The 18510-nt window shown below is 40.3% G+C and carries 19 protein-coding genes; 7 read left to right on the top strand and 12 right to left on the bottom strand.

Features of this window, described 5'->3' with window-relative positions; genetic code table 11:
- Nucleotides 1-2: 2 nt before the first annotated feature.
- The 7 genes from pheT to QQK05_RS08400 all read left to right on the top strand — a co-directional run bounded on the left by pheT (nt 3) and on the right by QQK05_RS08400 (nt 7578).
- Nucleotides 3-2402, top strand: coding sequence for a phenylalanine--tRNA ligase subunit beta (gene pheT, locus QQK05_RS08430; RefSeq protein WP_284297549.1), 2400 nt, complete (start codon nt 3-5; stop codon nt 2400-2402).
- A gap of 3 nt (nt 2403-2405) precedes the next feature.
- Nucleotides 2406-2696 carry an integration host factor subunit alpha gene (locus QQK05_RS08425; protein WP_284297547.1) on the top strand — a complete coding sequence of 97 codons (291 nt, stop codon included), beginning with the start codon at nt 2406-2408 and terminating at the stop codon, nt 2694-2696.
- 117 nt (nt 2697-2813) lie between these two features.
- The gene (locus tag QQK05_RS08420; RefSeq protein WP_284297545.1) at nt 2814-4592 is read left to right on the top strand and encodes an ABCB family ABC transporter ATP-binding protein/permease; all 1779 of its coding nucleotides are present in this window, start codon (nt 2814-2816) and stop codon (nt 4590-4592) included.
- A 17-nt stretch (nt 4593-4609) separates the two neighbouring features.
- Nucleotides 4610-5182, top strand: coding sequence for a DUF1415 domain-containing protein (locus QQK05_RS08415; protein WP_284297543.1), 573 nt, complete (start codon nt 4610-4612; stop codon nt 5180-5182).
- 2 nt (nt 5183-5184) lie between these two features.
- Complete coding sequence (locus QQK05_RS08410) at nt 5185-5844, top strand: LysE family translocator (RefSeq protein ID WP_407704872.1); 660 nt, start codon at nt 5185-5187, stop codon at nt 5842-5844.
- Between the two features lie 78 nt (nt 5845-5922).
- Nucleotides 5923-6708, top strand: coding sequence for a hypothetical protein (locus tag QQK05_RS08405; RefSeq protein ID WP_284297542.1), 786 nt, complete (start codon nt 5923-5925; stop codon nt 6706-6708).
- A complete protein-coding gene (locus QQK05_RS08400) occupies nt 6709-7578 on the top strand; it encodes a glucosaminidase domain-containing protein (RefSeq protein ID WP_284297540.1) in 870 nt (289 codons plus the stop codon).
- A gap of 60 nt (nt 7579-7638) precedes the next feature.
- Here the strand turns inward: QQK05_RS08400 and QQK05_RS08395 are convergent, their stop codons facing one another.
- From QQK05_RS08395 to ccoO, 12 genes are all read right to left on the bottom strand, one after another.
- Nucleotides 7639-8394 (bottom strand): outer membrane protein OmpK, encoded by a 756-nt coding sequence (locus tag QQK05_RS08395; RefSeq protein ID WP_284297538.1) that lies wholly within the window; start codon nt 8392-8394, stop codon nt 7639-7641.
- Between the two features lie 4 nt (nt 8395-8398).
- Nucleotides 8399-9691, bottom strand: coding sequence for an NCS2 family permease (locus tag QQK05_RS08390; RefSeq protein ID WP_284297536.1), 1293 nt, complete (start codon nt 9689-9691; stop codon nt 8399-8401).
- A 52-nt stretch (nt 9692-9743) separates the two neighbouring features.
- Entirely contained in the window at nt 9744-10658 is a 915-nt protein-coding gene (gene ttcA, locus QQK05_RS08385; RefSeq protein WP_284297534.1) for a tRNA 2-thiocytidine(32) synthetase TtcA, read from the bottom strand.
- A gap of 160 nt (nt 10659-10818) precedes the next feature.
- Complete coding sequence (uspE, locus tag QQK05_RS08380; RefSeq protein WP_284297532.1) at nt 10819-11730, bottom strand: universal stress protein UspE; 912 nt, start codon at nt 11728-11730, stop codon at nt 10819-10821.
- Between the two features lie 226 nt (nt 11731-11956).
- Nucleotides 11957-12676 (bottom strand): fumarate/nitrate reduction transcriptional regulator Fnr, encoded by a 720-nt coding sequence (fnr, locus tag QQK05_RS08375; RefSeq protein ID WP_284297530.1) that lies wholly within the window; start codon nt 12674-12676, stop codon nt 11957-11959.
- Between the two features lie 40 nt (nt 12677-12716).
- A complete protein-coding gene (locus tag QQK05_RS08370; protein ID WP_284297528.1) occupies nt 12717-13391 on the bottom strand; it encodes a sulfite exporter TauE/SafE family protein in 675 nt (224 codons plus the stop codon).
- 2 nt (nt 13392-13393) lie between these two features.
- Entirely contained in the window at nt 13394-13597 is a 204-nt protein-coding gene (ccoS, locus tag QQK05_RS08365; protein WP_284297527.1) for a cbb3-type cytochrome oxidase assembly protein CcoS, read from the bottom strand.
- Nucleotides 13594-15990, bottom strand: a complete 2397-nt coding sequence (locus QQK05_RS08360) for a heavy metal translocating P-type ATPase (protein WP_284297525.1) — start codon at nt 15988-15990, stop codon at nt 13594-13596. The genes ccoS and QQK05_RS08360 overlap by 4 nt, the downstream gene beginning before the upstream one ends.
- Entirely contained in the window at nt 15990-16484 is a 495-nt protein-coding gene (locus tag QQK05_RS08355; RefSeq protein WP_284297523.1) for a FixH family protein, read from the bottom strand. Before QQK05_RS08355 ends, QQK05_RS08360 begins: the two co-directional genes overlap by 1 nt.
- Before the next feature lie 138 nt (nt 16485-16622).
- Nucleotides 16623-17678 carry a c-type cytochrome gene (locus QQK05_RS08350; RefSeq protein WP_284297521.1) on the bottom strand — a complete coding sequence of 352 codons (1056 nt, stop codon included), beginning with the start codon at nt 17676-17678 and terminating at the stop codon, nt 16623-16625.
- Entirely contained in the window at nt 17671-17850 is a 180-nt protein-coding gene (locus tag QQK05_RS08345) for a cbb3-type cytochrome oxidase subunit 3 (RefSeq protein ID WP_284297519.1), read from the bottom strand. The genes QQK05_RS08350 and QQK05_RS08345 overlap by 8 nt, the downstream gene beginning before the upstream one ends.
- A gap of 4 nt (nt 17851-17854) precedes the next feature.
- Complete coding sequence (ccoO, locus tag QQK05_RS08340) at nt 17855-18499, bottom strand: cytochrome-c oxidase, cbb3-type subunit II (protein WP_284297517.1); 645 nt, start codon at nt 18497-18499, stop codon at nt 17855-17857.
- Between the last annotated feature and the right edge of the window lie 11 nt (nt 18500-18510).

Genomic DNA, 18510 nt, shown 5'->3' with positions numbered 1-18510 from the left:
TAATGAAATTTAGTGAATCTTGGTTACGTGAGTGGGTAAACCCTGCGAACACTTCTGACGAATTAGCGCATCAGATCACCATGGCAGGTTTAGAGGTTGACGCTGTTGACCCAGTTGCAGGTGAATTTACCGGTATTGTTGTTGGTGAAGTTGTTGAGTGTGGTCAACACCCTGATGCTGACAAATTACAAGTAACGAAAGTCAATGTTGGCGACGCGTCAACTGACGGCGAATTATTAGACATCGTATGTGGTGCTGCTAACTGTCGTTTAGGCTTGAAAGTTGCGGTTGCTATGGTTGGCGCAGTCCTTCCAGGTAACTTCAAAATCAAAAAAGCAAAATTACGCGGCCAGCCATCTTTCGGTATGCTGTGCAGTGAGTCTGAAATGGGCTTAGCAGAAAGCTCTGACGGTATTATTGAATTACCAACAGATGCGCCAATTGGTACAGATATTCGTGAATACTTGAACTTAAATGATACAACGATTGATGTTGATTTAACAGCAAACCGCGGTGATTGTTTGGGTATCAAAGGTTTAGCACGCGAAGTGGGTGTACTTAACTCACAAGCGGTAACTGAAGTTGAAATTACACCTGTAGCACCAAAAATTGATGATACACGTGAAATCACATTATCAGCACCAGATGCATGTCCTCGTTATTTAGGTCGTGTGATCAAAGGTATCAACGTCGGTGCAACAACGCCATTATGGATGGTTGAGAAGCTACGTCGTTGTGGCGTTCGTTCAATCGACCCAGTTGTTGATGTGACAAACTACGTATTGTTAGAGCTTGGTCACCCAATGCATGCATTTGATTTAAGTGCGATTGAAGGTGCTATCGATGTACGTTTTGCCAATAAAGAAGAAAAGCTAACGTTATTAGATGAAAACGAAGTAACGTTAAAAGAAGATACATTAGTCATTGCGGATAGTAACAAAGCGTTAGCAATGGCGGGTATTTTCGGTGGCCTACACTCAGGCGTAACAAGCGAGTCGAAAGATATCTTTTTAGAAAGTGCGTTTTTTGCACCGTTAGCGATTTTAGGTAAAGCACGTCAATACGGCTTGCACACTGATGCTTCTCACCGTTATGAACGTGGTGTTGACCCTCAGTTACAACGCGACGCAATGGAACGTGCAACAGCGCTTCTTTTAGAGATTGTTGGCGGTGAAGCGGGTCCTATCGTTGAAGCAGTATCAACTGATCATATCCCAGCAGCTAAGAGTGTTGTTTTACGTCGTGCAAAGCTAGACCAACGTATTGGTATGCACATTGAAACAGCAAAAGTTTCTGAAATTTTAGAGCGTTTAGGCTTTGCCGTAAGTCTTGAAAACGAGACGTGGAATGTAGAAGTACCTGCGTACCGCTTTGATATCTCAATTGAAGTTGATTTAATTGAAGAAGTCGCGCGTATTTTTGGTTACAACAACATTCCAAATGTCTCGCCAACAGCAACACTGAGTATGCGTCAGCACAAAGAAGCCGCTTTGCCAATGACTCGAATTCGTCAAACCATGGTAAATCGAGGTTTCCAAGAAGCAATTACTTACAGCTTCGTTGACCCTAAAACACAAGCTTTGTTGCACCCGAACGCTGAAGTCATGACATTACCACACCCAATTTCATCTGAAATGTCGGTTATGCGTGTATCATTGTGGACAGGCCTATTACAATCGGTGGCTTATAACCAAAACCGTCAACAAGCACGTGTTCGTTTGTTTGAGTCTGGTTTACGTTTCATTCCTGATGAAGCAGCAGAAAATGGCGTTCGTCAAGACAACATGATCGCTGGTGTGATTTGTGGTACGAAAAACCAAGAGCACTATCAGTTGGAAAAAGCGCCAGTTGACTTCTTTGACCTTAAGGGTGACGTAGAAGCAATTTTATCATTAACAGGTGAAGCTGACGCGTATCGCTTTGAAAAAGCTGAAATTGATGCATTACATCCTGGTCAAACGGCAGCAATCTACAAAGGCGATGAGCTTGTAGGCCATATTGGTGCTGTTCATCCTGAATTAGAGCGCAAGCTAGGTTTGAACGGTCGCACATTGGTATTTGAGCTGAAATTAACGCCAATCTTAAATAGAAAACTGCCGTGGGCAAGCGAAATTTCTAAATTCCCGGCTAACCGACGTGACATAGCTGTTATCGTTGAAGAAGCAGTTGAAGCAAAAAAAGTGCTACAACTTATTGAAAATGTTGGCGGAAATTATTTAGTTGATCTAAACTTGTTCGATGTATACCAAGGTCAAGGTATTGAACCGGGCTTTAAGAGCTTAGCGATTGCAATGACATTGCAAGATGTAGAGAAGACTCTTGAAGAAAAAGATATCAACGATGTTGTAGATCGAGTGGTAGATACCTTAAAAACTGAATTAAATGCATCATTGAGGGATTGATCCATGGCGCTAACCAAAGCTGAAGTGGCAGAACACCTGTGTAATAAAGTCGGTTTAAGTAAACGCGACGCCAAAGATATCGTTGAAGTGTTTTTCGAAGAAATTCGTCAATCATTAGAAGATGGTGAGCAAGTTAAGCTCTCAGGTTTCGGCAACTTCGATTTGCGAGAAAAAGCTGAACGTCCAGGGCGTAATCCAAAAACGGGTGAAGATATTCCTATCTCAGCTCGTAAGGTTGTTACGTTTAGACCTGGTCAAAAGCTGAAAAGTCGCGTAGAAGACGGCAATAAATAGTCCTTTTCAGTTTTGTATAGCTTTTAATTCTTGATAAAAGACCGCTATTAGTGCGGTCTTTTTTTATGTCTGTAACGTAAAAACTTCTCAAATAAATCATAATAATTTATCACTACTATGCGCCGAACCAATTACCCTGAACACGAAGTCGATAAACTCAATTGGCAAGTCTTGAAACTTGTTTATCCGTATTTACTTGAATTTAGATGGCGAATCTCTCTTGCTGTTGTTTGCTTAATATTGGCAAAAGTCGCAAGTGTATATTTGCCTTTTGTATTGAAAGACGTCGTCGATACGTTAGATCAAAATGTTGAAAACAAAGTGATGTTAGTGCCATTTGGTCTGGTCGCAGCCTACGGTTTAGCACGTTTATCTGTGGTGTTGTTTGGCGAAATAAGGGATACCCTATTTGGTCGAGTAACCGAGCGTGCAATAAGACGCATTGGTTTAAAAGTATTTAAACATCTGCATAGTCTTGAACTCGCTTTCCATCTAAACCGTCAAACCGGTGGTATTTCCCGCGATATTGATAGAGGGAATGCAGGTATTGCGTTTTTAATGCGATTTATGGTCTTCAATATTGTACCGACGTTACTTGAAATATTTATGGTAATAGGGATCTTTTTATTCAAGTACCATTGGGGGTTTGCAGCAATTACTACCACCTCAATTGCCATATATATAAGTTACACGGTGTATGCGACAGAATGGCGTACTGGCTTTATCAGAGCGGCTAATAAAGCCGATTCATCATCAAATACTCGAGCAATTGATAGTCTTTTAAACTACGAAACCGTCAAGTATTTCAACAATGAAGCCTATGAAGCCAATATGTATGATGAGCAGCTTGCAACGTGGGAGAAAGCGAAAACACAAAATCGTTTGTCACTTTTTGCGCTAAATGGTGGCCAAGCGACAATTGTTGCTATTGCAATGACCTCCATGCTTGCATTAGCCGCTTATCAAGTCACGATAGAGGCAATGACTTTGGGGGATTTTGTTCTCATCAATGCGTTTATGATGCAACTATTTATGCCGCTTAATTTTCTTGGCTTTGTCTATCGTGAAATAAAAGGCTCCCTTGCCAATATCGAGGGTATGTTTAGTTTACTTGATAAGAAGCCTCAAATTACAGACCAGGATAATGCGCCTGAATTGGCAATTAGTAATAGTCGTATTACGTTTAACGATGTGGAGTTTGGTTATCATACCGACCGAAAAGTACTTAAAGGTGTCAGTTTTAGTATTGATACAGGCCAGAAAGTCGCTATTGTTGGCGAGAGTGGTTCAGGCAAGTCAACAATTGTGAAATTGTTATTTCGTTTCTACGATGCAACTGCTGGCACCATTCAAATTGATGATCAAAGTATCATCGATGTAACGCAACTTTCGCTTCGCCAGCATATTGGTATTGTCCCACAAGATACCGTGCTATTTAATGATACGATTTTCGAAAACGTACGTTATGGTGATCCTAGTGCGAGTGATGAAGCGGTGCGAAAGGCAATTAGCATGGCATACTTGGATGATTTAATTGCTAAATTACCGGAAGGCGAAAACACCGAAGTAGGAGAGCGTGGGCTAAAACTCTCCGGCGGTGAAAAGCAGCGTGTCGCGATAGCACGAACACTATTGAAGAACCCTGAGATTTGGGTATTTGACGAGGCAACAAGTGCGCTTGATAGTCATGCAGAACAAGAAATATTAAAGGCAATTAAAAGCGTCGCTAAAAACAAAACCAGTTTAGTCATTGCTCATCGTCTATCAACAATTACAGATGCAGATATCATTCTTGTCATGATAGATGGTAAAATTGTTGAACAAGGTCGCCATGATGATTTAATTGCGTTGAAAGGTCGTTACTTTAATATGTGGCAACTTCAGCAAAAATCATAAAAATTTGTAGTAAGTATATGACGGAAATTTCAAATCAGTGTTCTGACACAATTGTTGAGGTAACTAAAACATGGTTGCTGGATATTGTGATTGGCCTGAACTTTTGCCCATTTGCTAAAAAAGAATGGGCAAATAATACCATTGATTACTGTATTGATGACGCAAGAGGGATCACCCAGGCAATTGATCATCTATTGACTCAATGTGACAAAATGGCGACAACATCTGAAATCGAAACAAGCTTAATGATTTATGGCTCTGGCTTCGGTAATTTCGATGACTATTTAGACTTGCTAGATTTAGCCCAACAATATTTAGTTGACGCTGGATTTGAAGGTCAGTTTCAATTAGCAAGCTTTCATCCTGATTACTGTTTTGAAGGATTGTCACAACATGACGTCGAAAATTATACAAATCGCTCCCCATATCCCATGCTTCACATTATCCGTGAAGACAGTATGGCGAAAGTATTGAGCGTTTATAAAAACCCAGAAAAAATCCCAGAAGACAATATGGCAATAACCAGAGAAAAAGGTGCTGATTTTTTTCGTCAATATCTCATTAACAACATGGATAGTAACAAGGAATAATTTTGGAGCAGTATTTACAAGAATTTTTAGTTATCGCTTTAGTGCACTTTTTAGCGGTTGCTAGTCCTGGGCCCGATTTTGCAATAACGTTGAAACAAAGTATTCAATACGGTAGGAGAACCGCGTTATATACGAGTGCTGGCATTGGCACTGGAATACTTGTTCACGTGATTTATTCTTTGGTTGGGATTGGCATTATTATCGCTAAAACACCAAGCTTACTCAGTGCATTAAAGTATATTGCTGCGGCGTATTTTCTTTACATTGCCTGGCATGGATTAAGGGCGAAACCACCACAAACCTCCCAAATCAACGACCAAGACTCAGAAAGTGCGGTTGTTAGTGATTCAAGTCTACAAGCGCCAAGCAACTTCAAAGCGTTTACCACAGGTTTCTTGATAAATGCGTTAAATGTTAAAGCAACATTGTTTTTCGTTAGCTTGTTTTCAATGGTTATCGCAGTCGATACACCGACACAAGTTAAAGCGTTCTACGGCATTTATATGGCGATTGCGACAGGACTTTGGTTTAGTTTTCTATCTATGGTGTTGAGTCACCCACGAATCCGCAATCGAATTATCTCAAAAGGCTACTGGTTAGATAGAATTATGGGATTAGTGTTATTAATTCTTGCCGTTGAATTAGTGGTCAGTGATCTGTAAATTTTCTGTTCTTCGGTTTTATTTGTTATTATCCAACACGTAATGGTCTGATTAGTTAATTTTTAATAGGTGTTTTAGGTGGAAAAAGTTTCAGTTGTTCATGTTGGCGGTAATGTTGAGCAAGCTTTAAAAGGTGAATACAAGATCAACCCCAAAGAGGTCTTACTTGAAGCATGGCGCAATACACAGCGCAGTAGAGCAGCTATTAACGGTGGTTTATTGATTGTTTTATTGATCGGTGTATTCACAACCATGTTGCTGGCAGAGTTGTTAGGTGGCTTAGAGGTCGTTAACCAAGATCCTCAACGTTTATCGATTTTAAACCTTGCTGTCACCATTGTCATTTGGCCATTCTTAGCAGGTGTTGAGATGATGGGAATCTCTCAGGTTGTTGGCTTAAAGACTGAATCTAAACAAGTTTTTGCGTATTTGAAGCGCGGTAGTTGGGTAGCAGTGGCTGCGTTATTAAGCTCTATTTTAGTTGGTCTGGGCTTACAACTCTTTATTATTCCGGGAATTTTTCTAGCGGTTTGCTTCTCGTTGATTGTCCCTTTGGTTGTAGAGAAGAAACTATCTCCACTTCAAGCGATTAGTTTGTCAGTTAAAGCCCTGCGTTTTCAGTGGTTTAATATTTTTGCTGTTTACCTACCTTTGGCAATTGCGCTTGTGCTAATCATTGCACCATTAGGGCAAGTAACAGGTAATGCGACGATGTTTGCGTTTGCGTTTTTAATCTTTGGCTTAAGTTACCTTGCGCCTATGTATTTTCATGCAAAAGGTATTCTTTACCGTGAGATTTTTGGTATTACGCTAAACGCTCAGCCAAGCTCAACGGTCAGTGATTCAGGAATGTTTGACGCGTAAATGAAAAAGTTTAGTGTTACCGCACTTTCTGTAGCGGCAATTAGTGTAATGTTAGCCTATCCGTTTACCAAAACGTATGGTCCGGACGAGATCGCCGTCGAAAAATCGGTAAAACCAATGCCGACTATGGAAAATGAGGATAAACAGTCGTCGGCTGTCACTGAAACGGAAGAGAAGCTCGACCAGCCATACATTGGTAAAGTGCCAAATTTTGGTCAATATAAAGACGTAAAACAAAAGAAGACGGCATTTTTTAATTATTTAAGGCCAGTGGTCGTGGAAAAAAATAACCAGATACTCGCCCATAGAACTAAATTGTTAACATTTGCTGAACGGCTTGGTCTGGAAGACGTATTATCTGATGAAGATGTTATGTGGCTCAATGAACTGGCTAAGCAATATCGAGTGAAAAATATTCATTCACCTATGCTGAAAATACAAAAGTTGTTGAACCGTGTTGATATTGTGCCGGTTGAACTAGTGTTGGTTCAAGGGGCGAACGAGTCTGCGTGGGGAACATCACGCTTTGCCCGTGAAGGTCTTAATCTGTTTGGCATGTGGTGCTATCGAAAAGGCTGTGGAATTGTACCAAGCTCTCGAACAGAGGGGATGACCCATGAAGTGGCAAGTTATGATTCCTTAGAACAAGCCGTGAGCGCTTATCTAAGGAACTTAAATACCAATCATGCATACTTGGTCTTCAGAAACATTAGAGAGCAACTCAGGGCGTCTGGACAGCCTTTGTCGGCGGAAATACTTGCTACAGGACTGTTACCATATTCTGAGCGAGGTAGTGATTACGTTTTGGAACTCACAAACATGCTTAGACATAACCAAGCTTATTTCTATGGTGAGTCGACAGCACCATAAATTTTCGAATGTTCATATTAGAAAAGGGCGCAGATAGCGCCCTTTTTATTATCATTTGCTTTATAACGTTATTTTAATCATTGCGCTAATGACACTTTCATCGTCTAGCCCGGTAATACCATATTTGTTATTCCAATATGAATACTCGATACCCGCTTGAAAGTGACCTGCATTATTAAAATAATGTCCGACATCAACTAACAACTGTGGATTAAAATGGAACTCTGATTCATGGTCATCGGCAGCACTTGACCAGTCAAAAAAGCCATTAAAGGTTATCTTGTGCTTTTGTAAAGGAAAGTCATAACCCCATACCATGGTGAGCTGATAGTCATCATCAATGTTGTCATTATTTGCATAGTAAACGTTTGCTTGGAAATATTTAAAATGAGGGATAGCTAAGTCGGTACCAACACCTAGTAATACGTTATCAAAGCTTCCGAACGTATCTGATGACATTTCTATATTCGCAGCTAAATACGTATCTTTGACAATGCCAAATGACATTTTTTCATCGAGTAAGTAGCTCAAACTTAAGCGAGGAGTGATCTCACCATAGGTTCCTTTAAATTCGATATGATTATCATCTGCACTGGCGAGCGTTCTGTCGGCAAATAAAAACAAGTCGCCCCAATTATGGCCTGATGCATGTTCAAAGGTGAAAACATTAATCGAGTCATTTGTTAACACCTCAAAGTCTGAAGTGTTTTTTAAATAACTAATGCTATTACTGCTCCATAAGGTTTCTGCTGCAACTGAGCCCGAGAAAGCAAGTGGAAAGCTAAGAGCGATAGAAGCGAATGTTGAGTGTTTCATTTGACTACCCGAAAAAAGCAAATTTTAAGATAAATAGTGATGCTAAAAATAGCACACTGTAATTGAGCGATTTAAACTCGCCACTAAATATGCGCACTAGAGCGTATGCTATAAAACCAAACGCAATTCCGTGAGCAATGGAAAAAGTTAGCGGCATCGTTATACAAATTACAGCGACAGGTACTGCTTCTGATAAGTCATCCCAATGAATGTTGACTAGCCCAGCTAACATCAGTACAGCAACGTAAAATAGCGGACCTGATGTTGCAAAAGCTGGAATCATCCCTGCCAATGGAGAAAAGAATAGTGATAATAAGAATAAAATGCCAACGACAACTGCGGTTAAACCTGTTCTGCCGCCAGCAGCAACACCCGCTGTGCTCTCTACGTAACTTGTTGTGGTCGACGTACCTAACATAGAGCCGGCAACCGTTGCTGTTGAATCAGCAAGTAGGGCTTTACCTAATCTAGGCAGTGTACCATCTTTGGCAAGTAACTTGCCTCGCTGAGCCACGGCAATTAAGGTGCCTGACGTATCAAAAAGGTCAACGAATAAAAAGGCAAACACTACGCTGATCATGCCAACTTCTAATGCACCACTAATGTCGAGTTGCATCAGGGTAGGCGATACACTGGGTGGCATTGACATAATACCGGCATAGTCTACCTTACCGATTACTAACCCTATTGCAGTAATCGCTAGTATCGAGATCATTACTGCGCCATTGATTCCTCTTTTTGCAAGTCCAACGATGAGAAACAACCCTAATGCCGCAAGAATAGGCTCGGGTGCAGTAATATCACCCAAGGTTACAAATGTGGCAGGGTTATCAACGACAAATCCTGCATTTTTAAGTGCGATAAAGGCTAAAAACAGGCCGATTCCCGCTGCTATACCAAATCGTAGCGATTGTGGAATTGAATTAATAATCCACTCACGGATATTAAACAGGCTCAAAATGATAAAAATAATTCCTGAGAAAAACACGCCACCAAGTGCAACCTGCCAGCTGTAACCCATATCGAGTACAACGGTGTAGGTAAAAAATGCGTTTAATCCCATGCCTGGCGCAAGTGCGATAGGGTAATTGGCAATAAAACCCATAATAAAGCAGCCTATTGCGGCTGCTAGACACGTTGCTACAAATACCGCGTCTCTATCCATCCCCGCATCAGCAAGCATTGCCGGGTTGATAAAGATGATATAGGCCATCGTGAGAAAGGTTGTAATGCCAGCGATAACTTCTTTTTTAAAACTGGTATTGTGTGCGGTCAATTGAAACCATTTTTCAAGCATTGTGCTCGTCCCGATAGTTTGAGGGTTAAAAAAAAAGCTAGTTGCGGTGCAACTAGCTTATGTTAATGATATTTAATTGTTGTAATTTGTGATTGTCTTCTTGTTCTACAACATTGCTTTGTTTGATGTCTGGTTCGTCGAAAGCGATATCTCCACCATCAACGATTTCTGACTCATTGCTAATAGATTTAAAATCAAATAACTCGTCATCACACAAATGAGATGGTACGACATTTTGCATTGCAGTAAACATTGACTCTATTCTGCCTGGAAATTTGTCATGCCAGTCATTTAGCATATGCTTAATGTTTTGGCGTTGAAGGTTAGGTTGAGAACCACATAAATTGCACGGAATGATTGGAAACTGTTTCAGTTCACTATATTGAATGAGCTCACTCTCTTTACAAAACGCCAGCGGTCTAATAACAACGTGTTCGCCATTATCTGATACTAGCTTAGGTGGCATTGATTTTAACTTTCCGCCATAAAACATGTTAAGCATCATTGTTTCAATCATGTCGTCTCTGTGGTGACCAAGGGCAACTTTTGTTGCACCCAGAGCTTTCGCCGTTTTGTACAAGACTGCGCGACGTAAACGTGAGCATAAACTGCAGGTCGTTTTTCCTTCAGGTATTTTTTCTTTAACGATACCGTAAGTATCTTCTTCAACAATTTTGTATTCTACGCCAAGACTTTCAAGGTATTCAGGTAATACATGTTCGGGAAAACCCGGTTGCTTTTGGTCGAGGTTTACAGCAACTAATGAAAAATTAATCGGCGCTTGTTTTTGTAGAATCATTAAAATAGAAAGTAGGGCATAACTGTCTTTACCACCTGACAAACACACCATAATACGGTCGCCGTCTTCAATCATATTGTATTGTGCAATCGCTTGCCCAACATGACGACGAAGTTTTTTCTCTAGTTTCGCTAATTGTGTTTTTTGAATATCAGTAAGTTCAGTCATTTATCAACATACCCGAAAAATTTGGCGCGCATTATACCTGATGACTCATACTAATGACATTAATTTGGTATAAAGAGAATTAAAAACAAAAGCGGTATTGTGAAACTTTACACAACGCCGCCCAATTATTGATGCTCTGTTAACGTAGCTATGTTTTATTTTAGAAGCCGTCAGGTTTTAAGGCTAAAACGTCGCAATTTAATCGGTCGATAACATGTTCTGCTGTATTACCGATGAGCGCGGCTGAAATACCCGTTCGGCCTACTGTCCCGAGAATGACAAGTTCAGCATCTAATTCATTTGCCATGTTTTCGATAACATCTTCTGGTAAGCCTTCACGAACAAATGTATGTGCTTCATCAATACCAAACTTCATTGCATGCTCGTTCATCGCCTCAACATGATGGCTTTTCACGTTGTCGTTATATTCTGTCGCATTGAACTCAGGTATTTCTATTGCAATATTGACCGGTGTTCCTGGAAAGGAATTAACTAAATTTGCATTAGCATTGATGATAGTGGCAAGATTTTTGGCTTCTTCCGTAATTTTGTCATTTAGTGCGATATGTTCAGCTTCATCACTACCGACATTGATTGCAGCTAAAATATTACCGTTTTCTGGCCATAAATGTTCTTTAACCAGCAACACTGGGCATGGGCACTTACGTAGGATATGCCAATCCGTTGGTGTAAAAATCACAGCTTTAAGTTTATCGTGCTCATGCGTGCCTTTAATGACGAGATCAAAACCATGATTTTCGACTTGGTCTATAATCGCTTCGAAAGGGCGGTTATGCCAAACAACCTTGATATCAATTGAAAGATCACTGGCATTAAGTGTTCCAATAATATCTTTAATCCATTGACTTCGACTATCGATAACAGAGCCGCGCATTGATTCACGTTCTTCACTCGACAACATAGTCGTCATTTCATATGAGAAGTCGAATATTGAAAGAAAGGCGGTAATTTTAGCTTGGTTTTTATGAGCTAACTCTATCGCTCTTTCAAGTGCTTTTTGTTGTTCCTGTGTCGGGTCTATAACAACAAGTAAATTTTGATATTTTTCCATGCTAGTCGCCTATATTTGCAAAGTCGGATAATACTATGTCAAAGAATATAGAATAAAACCTTGTGATAAATCAAAAATAAAGTTTTAAAAACAAGGTTTTACTAGATGCAATTATTATTGCATCTAGTACTTAACTATAGGCTATTTTGTATAGAAAAAGGAAGGTGGATAACAACTGAACAAAATGATGTAATAAAAGGTCACTAAAACATCATGTCAATGTTAATTACATGCCCGCGATGTCGGCGAGTTCTTCGATCTGGTTGATTGTAATGAACTTACCGTTAACCGTAAGCAAACCTTGCTTATCAAATCGGTTAAGCAAACGAGAAATGGTTTCAACGGTTAAACCAAGGTAATTTCCTACGTCGCCTCGTGTCATTGATAATCTAAACTCAAATGGTGAAAGCCCACGTGCTTTTTGGCGATTACTCAACATGACAACAAAAGTTGCTAAGCGTTGTTCCGCATTCTTACGGTTTAGTAATGACAACATCTCTTGGTCAGTCTTGATTTCATCGCTCATTAATCGATAGATTTGGGTACGTAGTTTGGGCATGTTGTTCGACAACAAATCTAACGTTGTAAACGGAATTTCACATACCATAGATGTCTCTAACGCTTGCGCAAAGCTAGGGTGTGTTTTGTTGGCAATTGCGTCAAATCCAAGTAAGTCACCTGCTAGGTGAAAACCTGTAATCTGTTCTTCACCTTGGCTATCAATAATATATGTCTTAAACGTACCTGTTCTCACAGCAAAAAGTGAATTTAACGCTTCACCATTTTGAAACAACTTATCACCTTTATGAACTGGCTTTTTCCTGTCGATAATCTTATCTAATAAATCAAGCTCTTGATCATTTAGAGAGAAAGGCAAGCATAGCTCACTGATACTACAGTTTTGACAGTGAATGTGTTGTTGTGCGGCGCAGTTTTTTGAAGACATAAACGACCTACCGATAAATCCTTTAAATAGTGTGGTTATTCTAATTAATGAGCTTGTTAGATGCAATTAATAAGGTGTAAATACCGTAAACAATCATTAGCAATCCAGTACACTTTCGAAGTATCTGATTACGCATTAGGCTTTGTACGTAATGTACTCCATATGACATTGATAAAAGGGCAGGTAACGTACCTAAGCCAAAGAACAACAGGGTAAGTGCACCTTTAGTTGCACTGCCGCTAGCTAGTGCCCAGGTTAGCATCGAGTAAACTAATCCACAGGGCAACCACCCCCACAAAGCACCTAGCCCTAGGGCTTGAGTCGGTGAATTTACGGGAATAAAGTGCTTAGCTAATGGCGATATATATTGCCATAGCTTTTTACCAATTAACTCAACCTTTCCTATAACTTGCCACCATTGAGCAATGTAAAAACCAAGAAGAATAAGGAAAATAGCAGACAGGATATGGAGGTATAACCCATTAAAGCCTGTGCCTTTAACAGCTAAAGAGCTGCTAAATCCTACAATTGCACCAATAAGTGTGTAAGAAAACAAACGGCCAATATGATAGCTAAAAACAAGTTTGAGTCTTTGAACACGAGCGTTTTCACCTATAGCGTTTGTCAGCATGCCGGTAATACCGCCGCACATACCAAGGCAGTGGCCAGCACCTAGCAGCCCAACAACAAACGCTGAAAGGTAGTCAAAATTCATATTTACTCGTTTTCTGACTTATTGTTTTCAGGGGCATCAATCTTTTCTGATGTCTTATTTGGCTTATTTTCTTCATCGTACAGAATACTCATACCTTCTTTTTCAAGGTCATCGAATTGCTCAGATTTAACTGCCCAAAAGAATAAATAGATTCCGATGATCGTCAGCAAAACAGCAATAGGGATCAAAACATAGATAACTGTCATTTCAATAGCCTTAAGGAGTTTGTAACAACTAAAATAGAACTTGCAGACATACCGATTACTGCTAAATATGGTGTGATATGCCCAGACATTGCTAGAGGAAGCACAATGGCATTGTAGCCAAACGCCCACATATAGTTTTGTCGGATTATCTGCTTAGTACGTTTTGCAACATCAAGTAATGTAGCGATCGAGTTTAACTTGTTATTGAGTAAAATAACATCGGCGCCATTTTTGGCGATATCGGCTCCACTTCCCATTGCTATTGATAAATGGGCGGCACTAAACACTGGAGTGTCGTTGATACCATCACCCACCATGGCAACTTTCGAATGATTTTGATTTTCTTTGATAATTGCCATTTTGTCTTTAGCACTTAATTGACTAAACGCATCATCAATTGGCAAAGCGTCAATAACTTGCTGACAGCCTGCTTGGTTATCACCCGATAGCAACATAGTTTTACATTGGTTTACTTTTAGCAAGTTAAGCAATGGCTTAGCATCATCTCTTATCGTATCTTGCAAGAAAATCGCACTAATTAATTTACCATCTACGGTTACCAAGCAAGAAGCATTTTGCGCATTGTTATCTAGTGCTTCATGCTCATCTAGTTGCGGCAAGATCCAAGAGGCTTTACCAATTTTAAATGATTGATTTTGGTATTGCGCAGTAACGCCACATCCAGCGACAATTTCGACATTACTTACGTCAATATTGCTATCGAAGTAGGTATGAAATGCTTTTGCGATAGGATGCTCTGAATAGGCTTCTGCACTGGCGATAATCGGCAGTAATTCATTTTCTGTAAATGGCGAGTCGTATAAGGCGACTTGTTTAATGGTGAAATCGCCAGTGGTTAAAGTCCCTGTTTTATCAAATCCATATAAATCAATTTGAGGCATTGCTTCCATTACGTGTGCCGATTTTATCATGATCCCTGCACGATTTAGTTTGGTTGTGGCACAAGTTAGCGCGGTAGGCGTTGCTAGTGATAACGCACATGGGCATGTTGCTACCAATACTGAAAGCGTAATCCAGAAAGCCTCTTCTGGCATGTGTTGGCTCCAATACATTGCAGTAATAGAGGCCATGACAAGAATTAACGCTACAAAGTATTGAGCTATGCTATCTGAGAATTTTGCTAATTGAGGTTTATGGCTTTGTGCGGCTTCACTTAATCGAATAAGCTGACTTAAAAACGAGTCGCTCATTAAGCTAGTTACGCTAATAGTGATATTGCCATCCCCGTTAATGGTACCTGCAAACACCTTGTCACTTTGGCCTTTTGAAACGGGCTTTTGTTCACCAGATAACATTGCTTCATTGATTTGACTTTTGCCGTGAATAATTAGGCCGTCGGCAGGAATCGTTTCGCCTGGTTTAATGACAACATGGTCTTTTACTTCGAGCTTTTTAGCAGCGATTAATGTTGGTTTGCCATCTCTTAATACGGTCGCGGACAATGGCATCAACTTTAACAAGTTTGCTGACACTTGAGCGGCACGATTGCGCGCTCTAAATTCTAAAAATTTGCCGATAAGTAGCAAGAAGGTGAACATCGAGACAGATTCGAAATAAACTTCACCTTGTCTTGTCACTGTTGCCCAAACACTTGCAATGTAAGCTAATGAAATTGCAATGGAGACGGGCACATCCATCGATAGCCTGCGCATACGAATGGCATTGATCGCACCTGTATAAAATGGAAAGGCACCGTAAGTAATGATGGGCAACGACAAAATCATACTCGCCCAACGTAAATACGTTAAGTTGTGTTCTGACATGTCAGAAAATGCGCCAAAGTATAAACCAATCGCAATCATCATGACTTGCATCATTAAAATGCCTGATACACCCAGACGTTTAATAAAGGATTTACTTTGCTTTTGGTTTAGCTCTTCAGCCGTACTCGCTTTAAAGGGGAGGGCATGATACCCAATCGCGTCAATTGCTGAAAGAATTTCACTGAGCTTAATTTCTTCATCAAACCATTTTACTGTGGCGCGTTGTGTAGTTGCATTTACATTGATCTGCTTTACACCACGTAACTGTGAAATTTTCATCTCAATCAACCATGCACACGCCGCACAGCTTATATTATCTACAGTAAGAATGGATTCCTTAGTATCACCATCTTGATGAATAAATTCGTTCTGCAATGCTTCATCATCAAGTAACTTGTGTTTAGATAATTGCTCAGGGACAAGAGCTTCGCCTTTATTGGCAGGCTCTGTTCTAAATTTGTAATAGTCAACTAAGCCGTTGTCTACAATCGTTTGTGCAACAGCCTGACAACCAATGCAGCACATTGGTTGAACTTCTTCGTTAATAGTAACAGTTAAATCGAGCCCGTTTGGAACAGGCTCTTCACAGTGAAAACAGCGTGTGGTCATTAGTTTGCTTGTGCAGGATCTGGCTTAATATCGATAAAGTTTGTTTGCGGTAAATAAACGTCTTGTTGAATTTTCCAATTGTCTTCAAATGAGCTTAACGTAAGCTTCCATTTACCCTTTACTGGTTCGTCAAATCGATGGCGAAAATGGCCATTACCGTCTGGCGTTAACGCTAGATAAAAGTCTTTAGACGCAATTGTTGGGTGAAAGAAGTTTGCATTCAAAACAGGAAATACTTTTTCGATACCCGTTGGTTTGATGACTAATTCATTATTCACCAATTTAAGTTCGAAACGCATTCCAAGTTTTTGTGCCATTTTTACTTTCGACACCTGCATATTAATGGCTTTACCTTTTTTGTAGTAATCGCCAGCAACTAACGGATCTGGTTCGTCTAACGCGATAAATAATGTCGCAATACCGGCTACTACAGCTGAAAATGGTAAAATAAAAACTAACCAAGCCCAAGGCTCTTTATACCAAGATGTTTTCATAAAAATCACACTCAAAAAATTTGTAATATTGTACTTGTTTTACGCAGTGGCACCAAGAAAAAGTCGATGATTTAACTTAAAAATAAGTAAAAAAAAGCCCCGTAAATAAACGGGGCTTTTTGTGACGAGAAATTCGTATTATTTCTCTTTTAGGCTGTGAACGTAAGCACTGATTACGTGTATTTTTTCTTCGCCTAAAATATCTTTCCAAGCAGGCATCACACCAGCACGACCATTTCTGATAGATTCTTGGACAGCACGTTCACTGCCACCGTATAACCAGATGTTGTCATTTAAGCGTGGAGCACCTAAGTCGATACCCATTGCTGCGCTACCTTCACCATTTGCACCGTGACATGCTTGACACATTGCAAACTTAGCTTTACCAGCTTCAGCATTACCTTCTTTAGCGTCACGACCACTTAAGCTTAACACGTAAGCTGCTACGTCTTTAACGCCTTCTTCTCCACCTAACATAGAACCCCAAGCAATCATGCCTTGAGCTTTACGACCTGCAATCAAGGTGTACTTAATGTCTTCTGGCGAATGACCGTATAACCAGTCATTATCCGCTAGGTTAGGGAAGCCTGTTGTACCACGAGCATCTGAACCATGACACTGTGAACAGTTTTGTAAGAATAAACGTTGGCCAACTTTTAATGCTTCACTACGGTCTACTAATGCTTGTTGGTCAGCTGTTAGTGAGTCGTAATCACGTGCATCAAAATCGATTTCAGCATCTTTCGCTGCAGCGATCTCTTCCATTGAATACGTTGCGTATTTAGCGAAAATTTTACCGTAAGTTTCATTAGCGCGAGCAACTTCACGGTCATATTCTACTAAAACACCTGAACCATCTTCAGCATTAGCCGCAGCTTGCGCTTTAGAATCTTCGATGTTAACAACGTCTTGGTTTGATGATTTCCAGCCAAGTAAGCCGTTCCAGTTAGAACCTAATACACCTGGGTATAACGCAAGGTATAAAAAGCCCCAAATAATTGTTAATAAGAAGAATGTACTCCACCATTTTGGTAGTGGGTTATTTAATTCTTCAATGCCGTCGAATGTGTGTCCCATTGACTCACCTTCTTCAACACCTGCAAAGTTCTGTAGACACCAGCGTAATAATAGGTAACAACCTACTAAGGTACCTAGCGAAAGAACTGCTATCCAAATACTCCAGAAGCTAGACATTATTATTAGTCTCCTGTTTGTTGTTTTCTTCTTTGCGATCTTCTTCGAAAATTGAGTTTGCAGCTTGATCGAACGACGAGTTGCGTTTCTTGCTGTAAGCCCAGACCACAATGATGATAAATAGTGTCAATATCAGGAGGGCGATCAACCCTCTTAACGTGCCGTAATCCATGGTCTTACTTCAATGCATGGCCTAGTGACTGCAAGTATGCAATCAAGGCTTCCATTTCAGTTTTACCAGCTACCGCCGCTTTAGCACCTGCAATTTCTTCAGCTGTGTATAGCGGGATAGGGTTACCGTTCTCATCTTTGTGAGTACGGTTACGCGTTAACATGTTAAATGTTTCCATTTTTTTACCTGTTAACTTGCCGTCTAACTTGTTTTCATCTAACCATCTAAATGAAGGCATGTTTGACTCAGGAACAACAGAGCGTGGATCAATTAAGTGGGCACGGTGCCAATCGTCAGAGTAACGACCGCCAACACGGGCTAAGTCTGGACCAGTACGCTTAGAACCCCATAAGAAAGGGTGCTCCCAAACGTGCTCACCAGCAACACTATAGTGACCGTAACGTTCTGTTTCAGCACGGAAAGGACGAATCATTTGACTGTGACAAGTGTTACAACCTTCACGAATGTATATATCACGACCTTCCATCTCTAATGCAGTATACGGACGTAAGTTATCAACCGGTTGAGTTGTTTCTTTTTGGAAGAACAACGGTGTAATTTCTACCAAGCCACCAATACTGATAGCAAAGATGGTCATTACGAAGAACCAGCCAATATGTTTTTCTAATTTTTCATGTTTATTTTGCATGTTCAATCTCC

The organism is Thalassotalea loyana (genome assembly GCF_030161435.1).
Lineage (GTDB): Bacteria > Pseudomonadota > Gammaproteobacteria > Enterobacterales > Alteromonadaceae > Thalassotalea_G > Thalassotalea_G loyana.
This window is presented reverse-complemented; position numbering and strand designations above follow the sequence as displayed.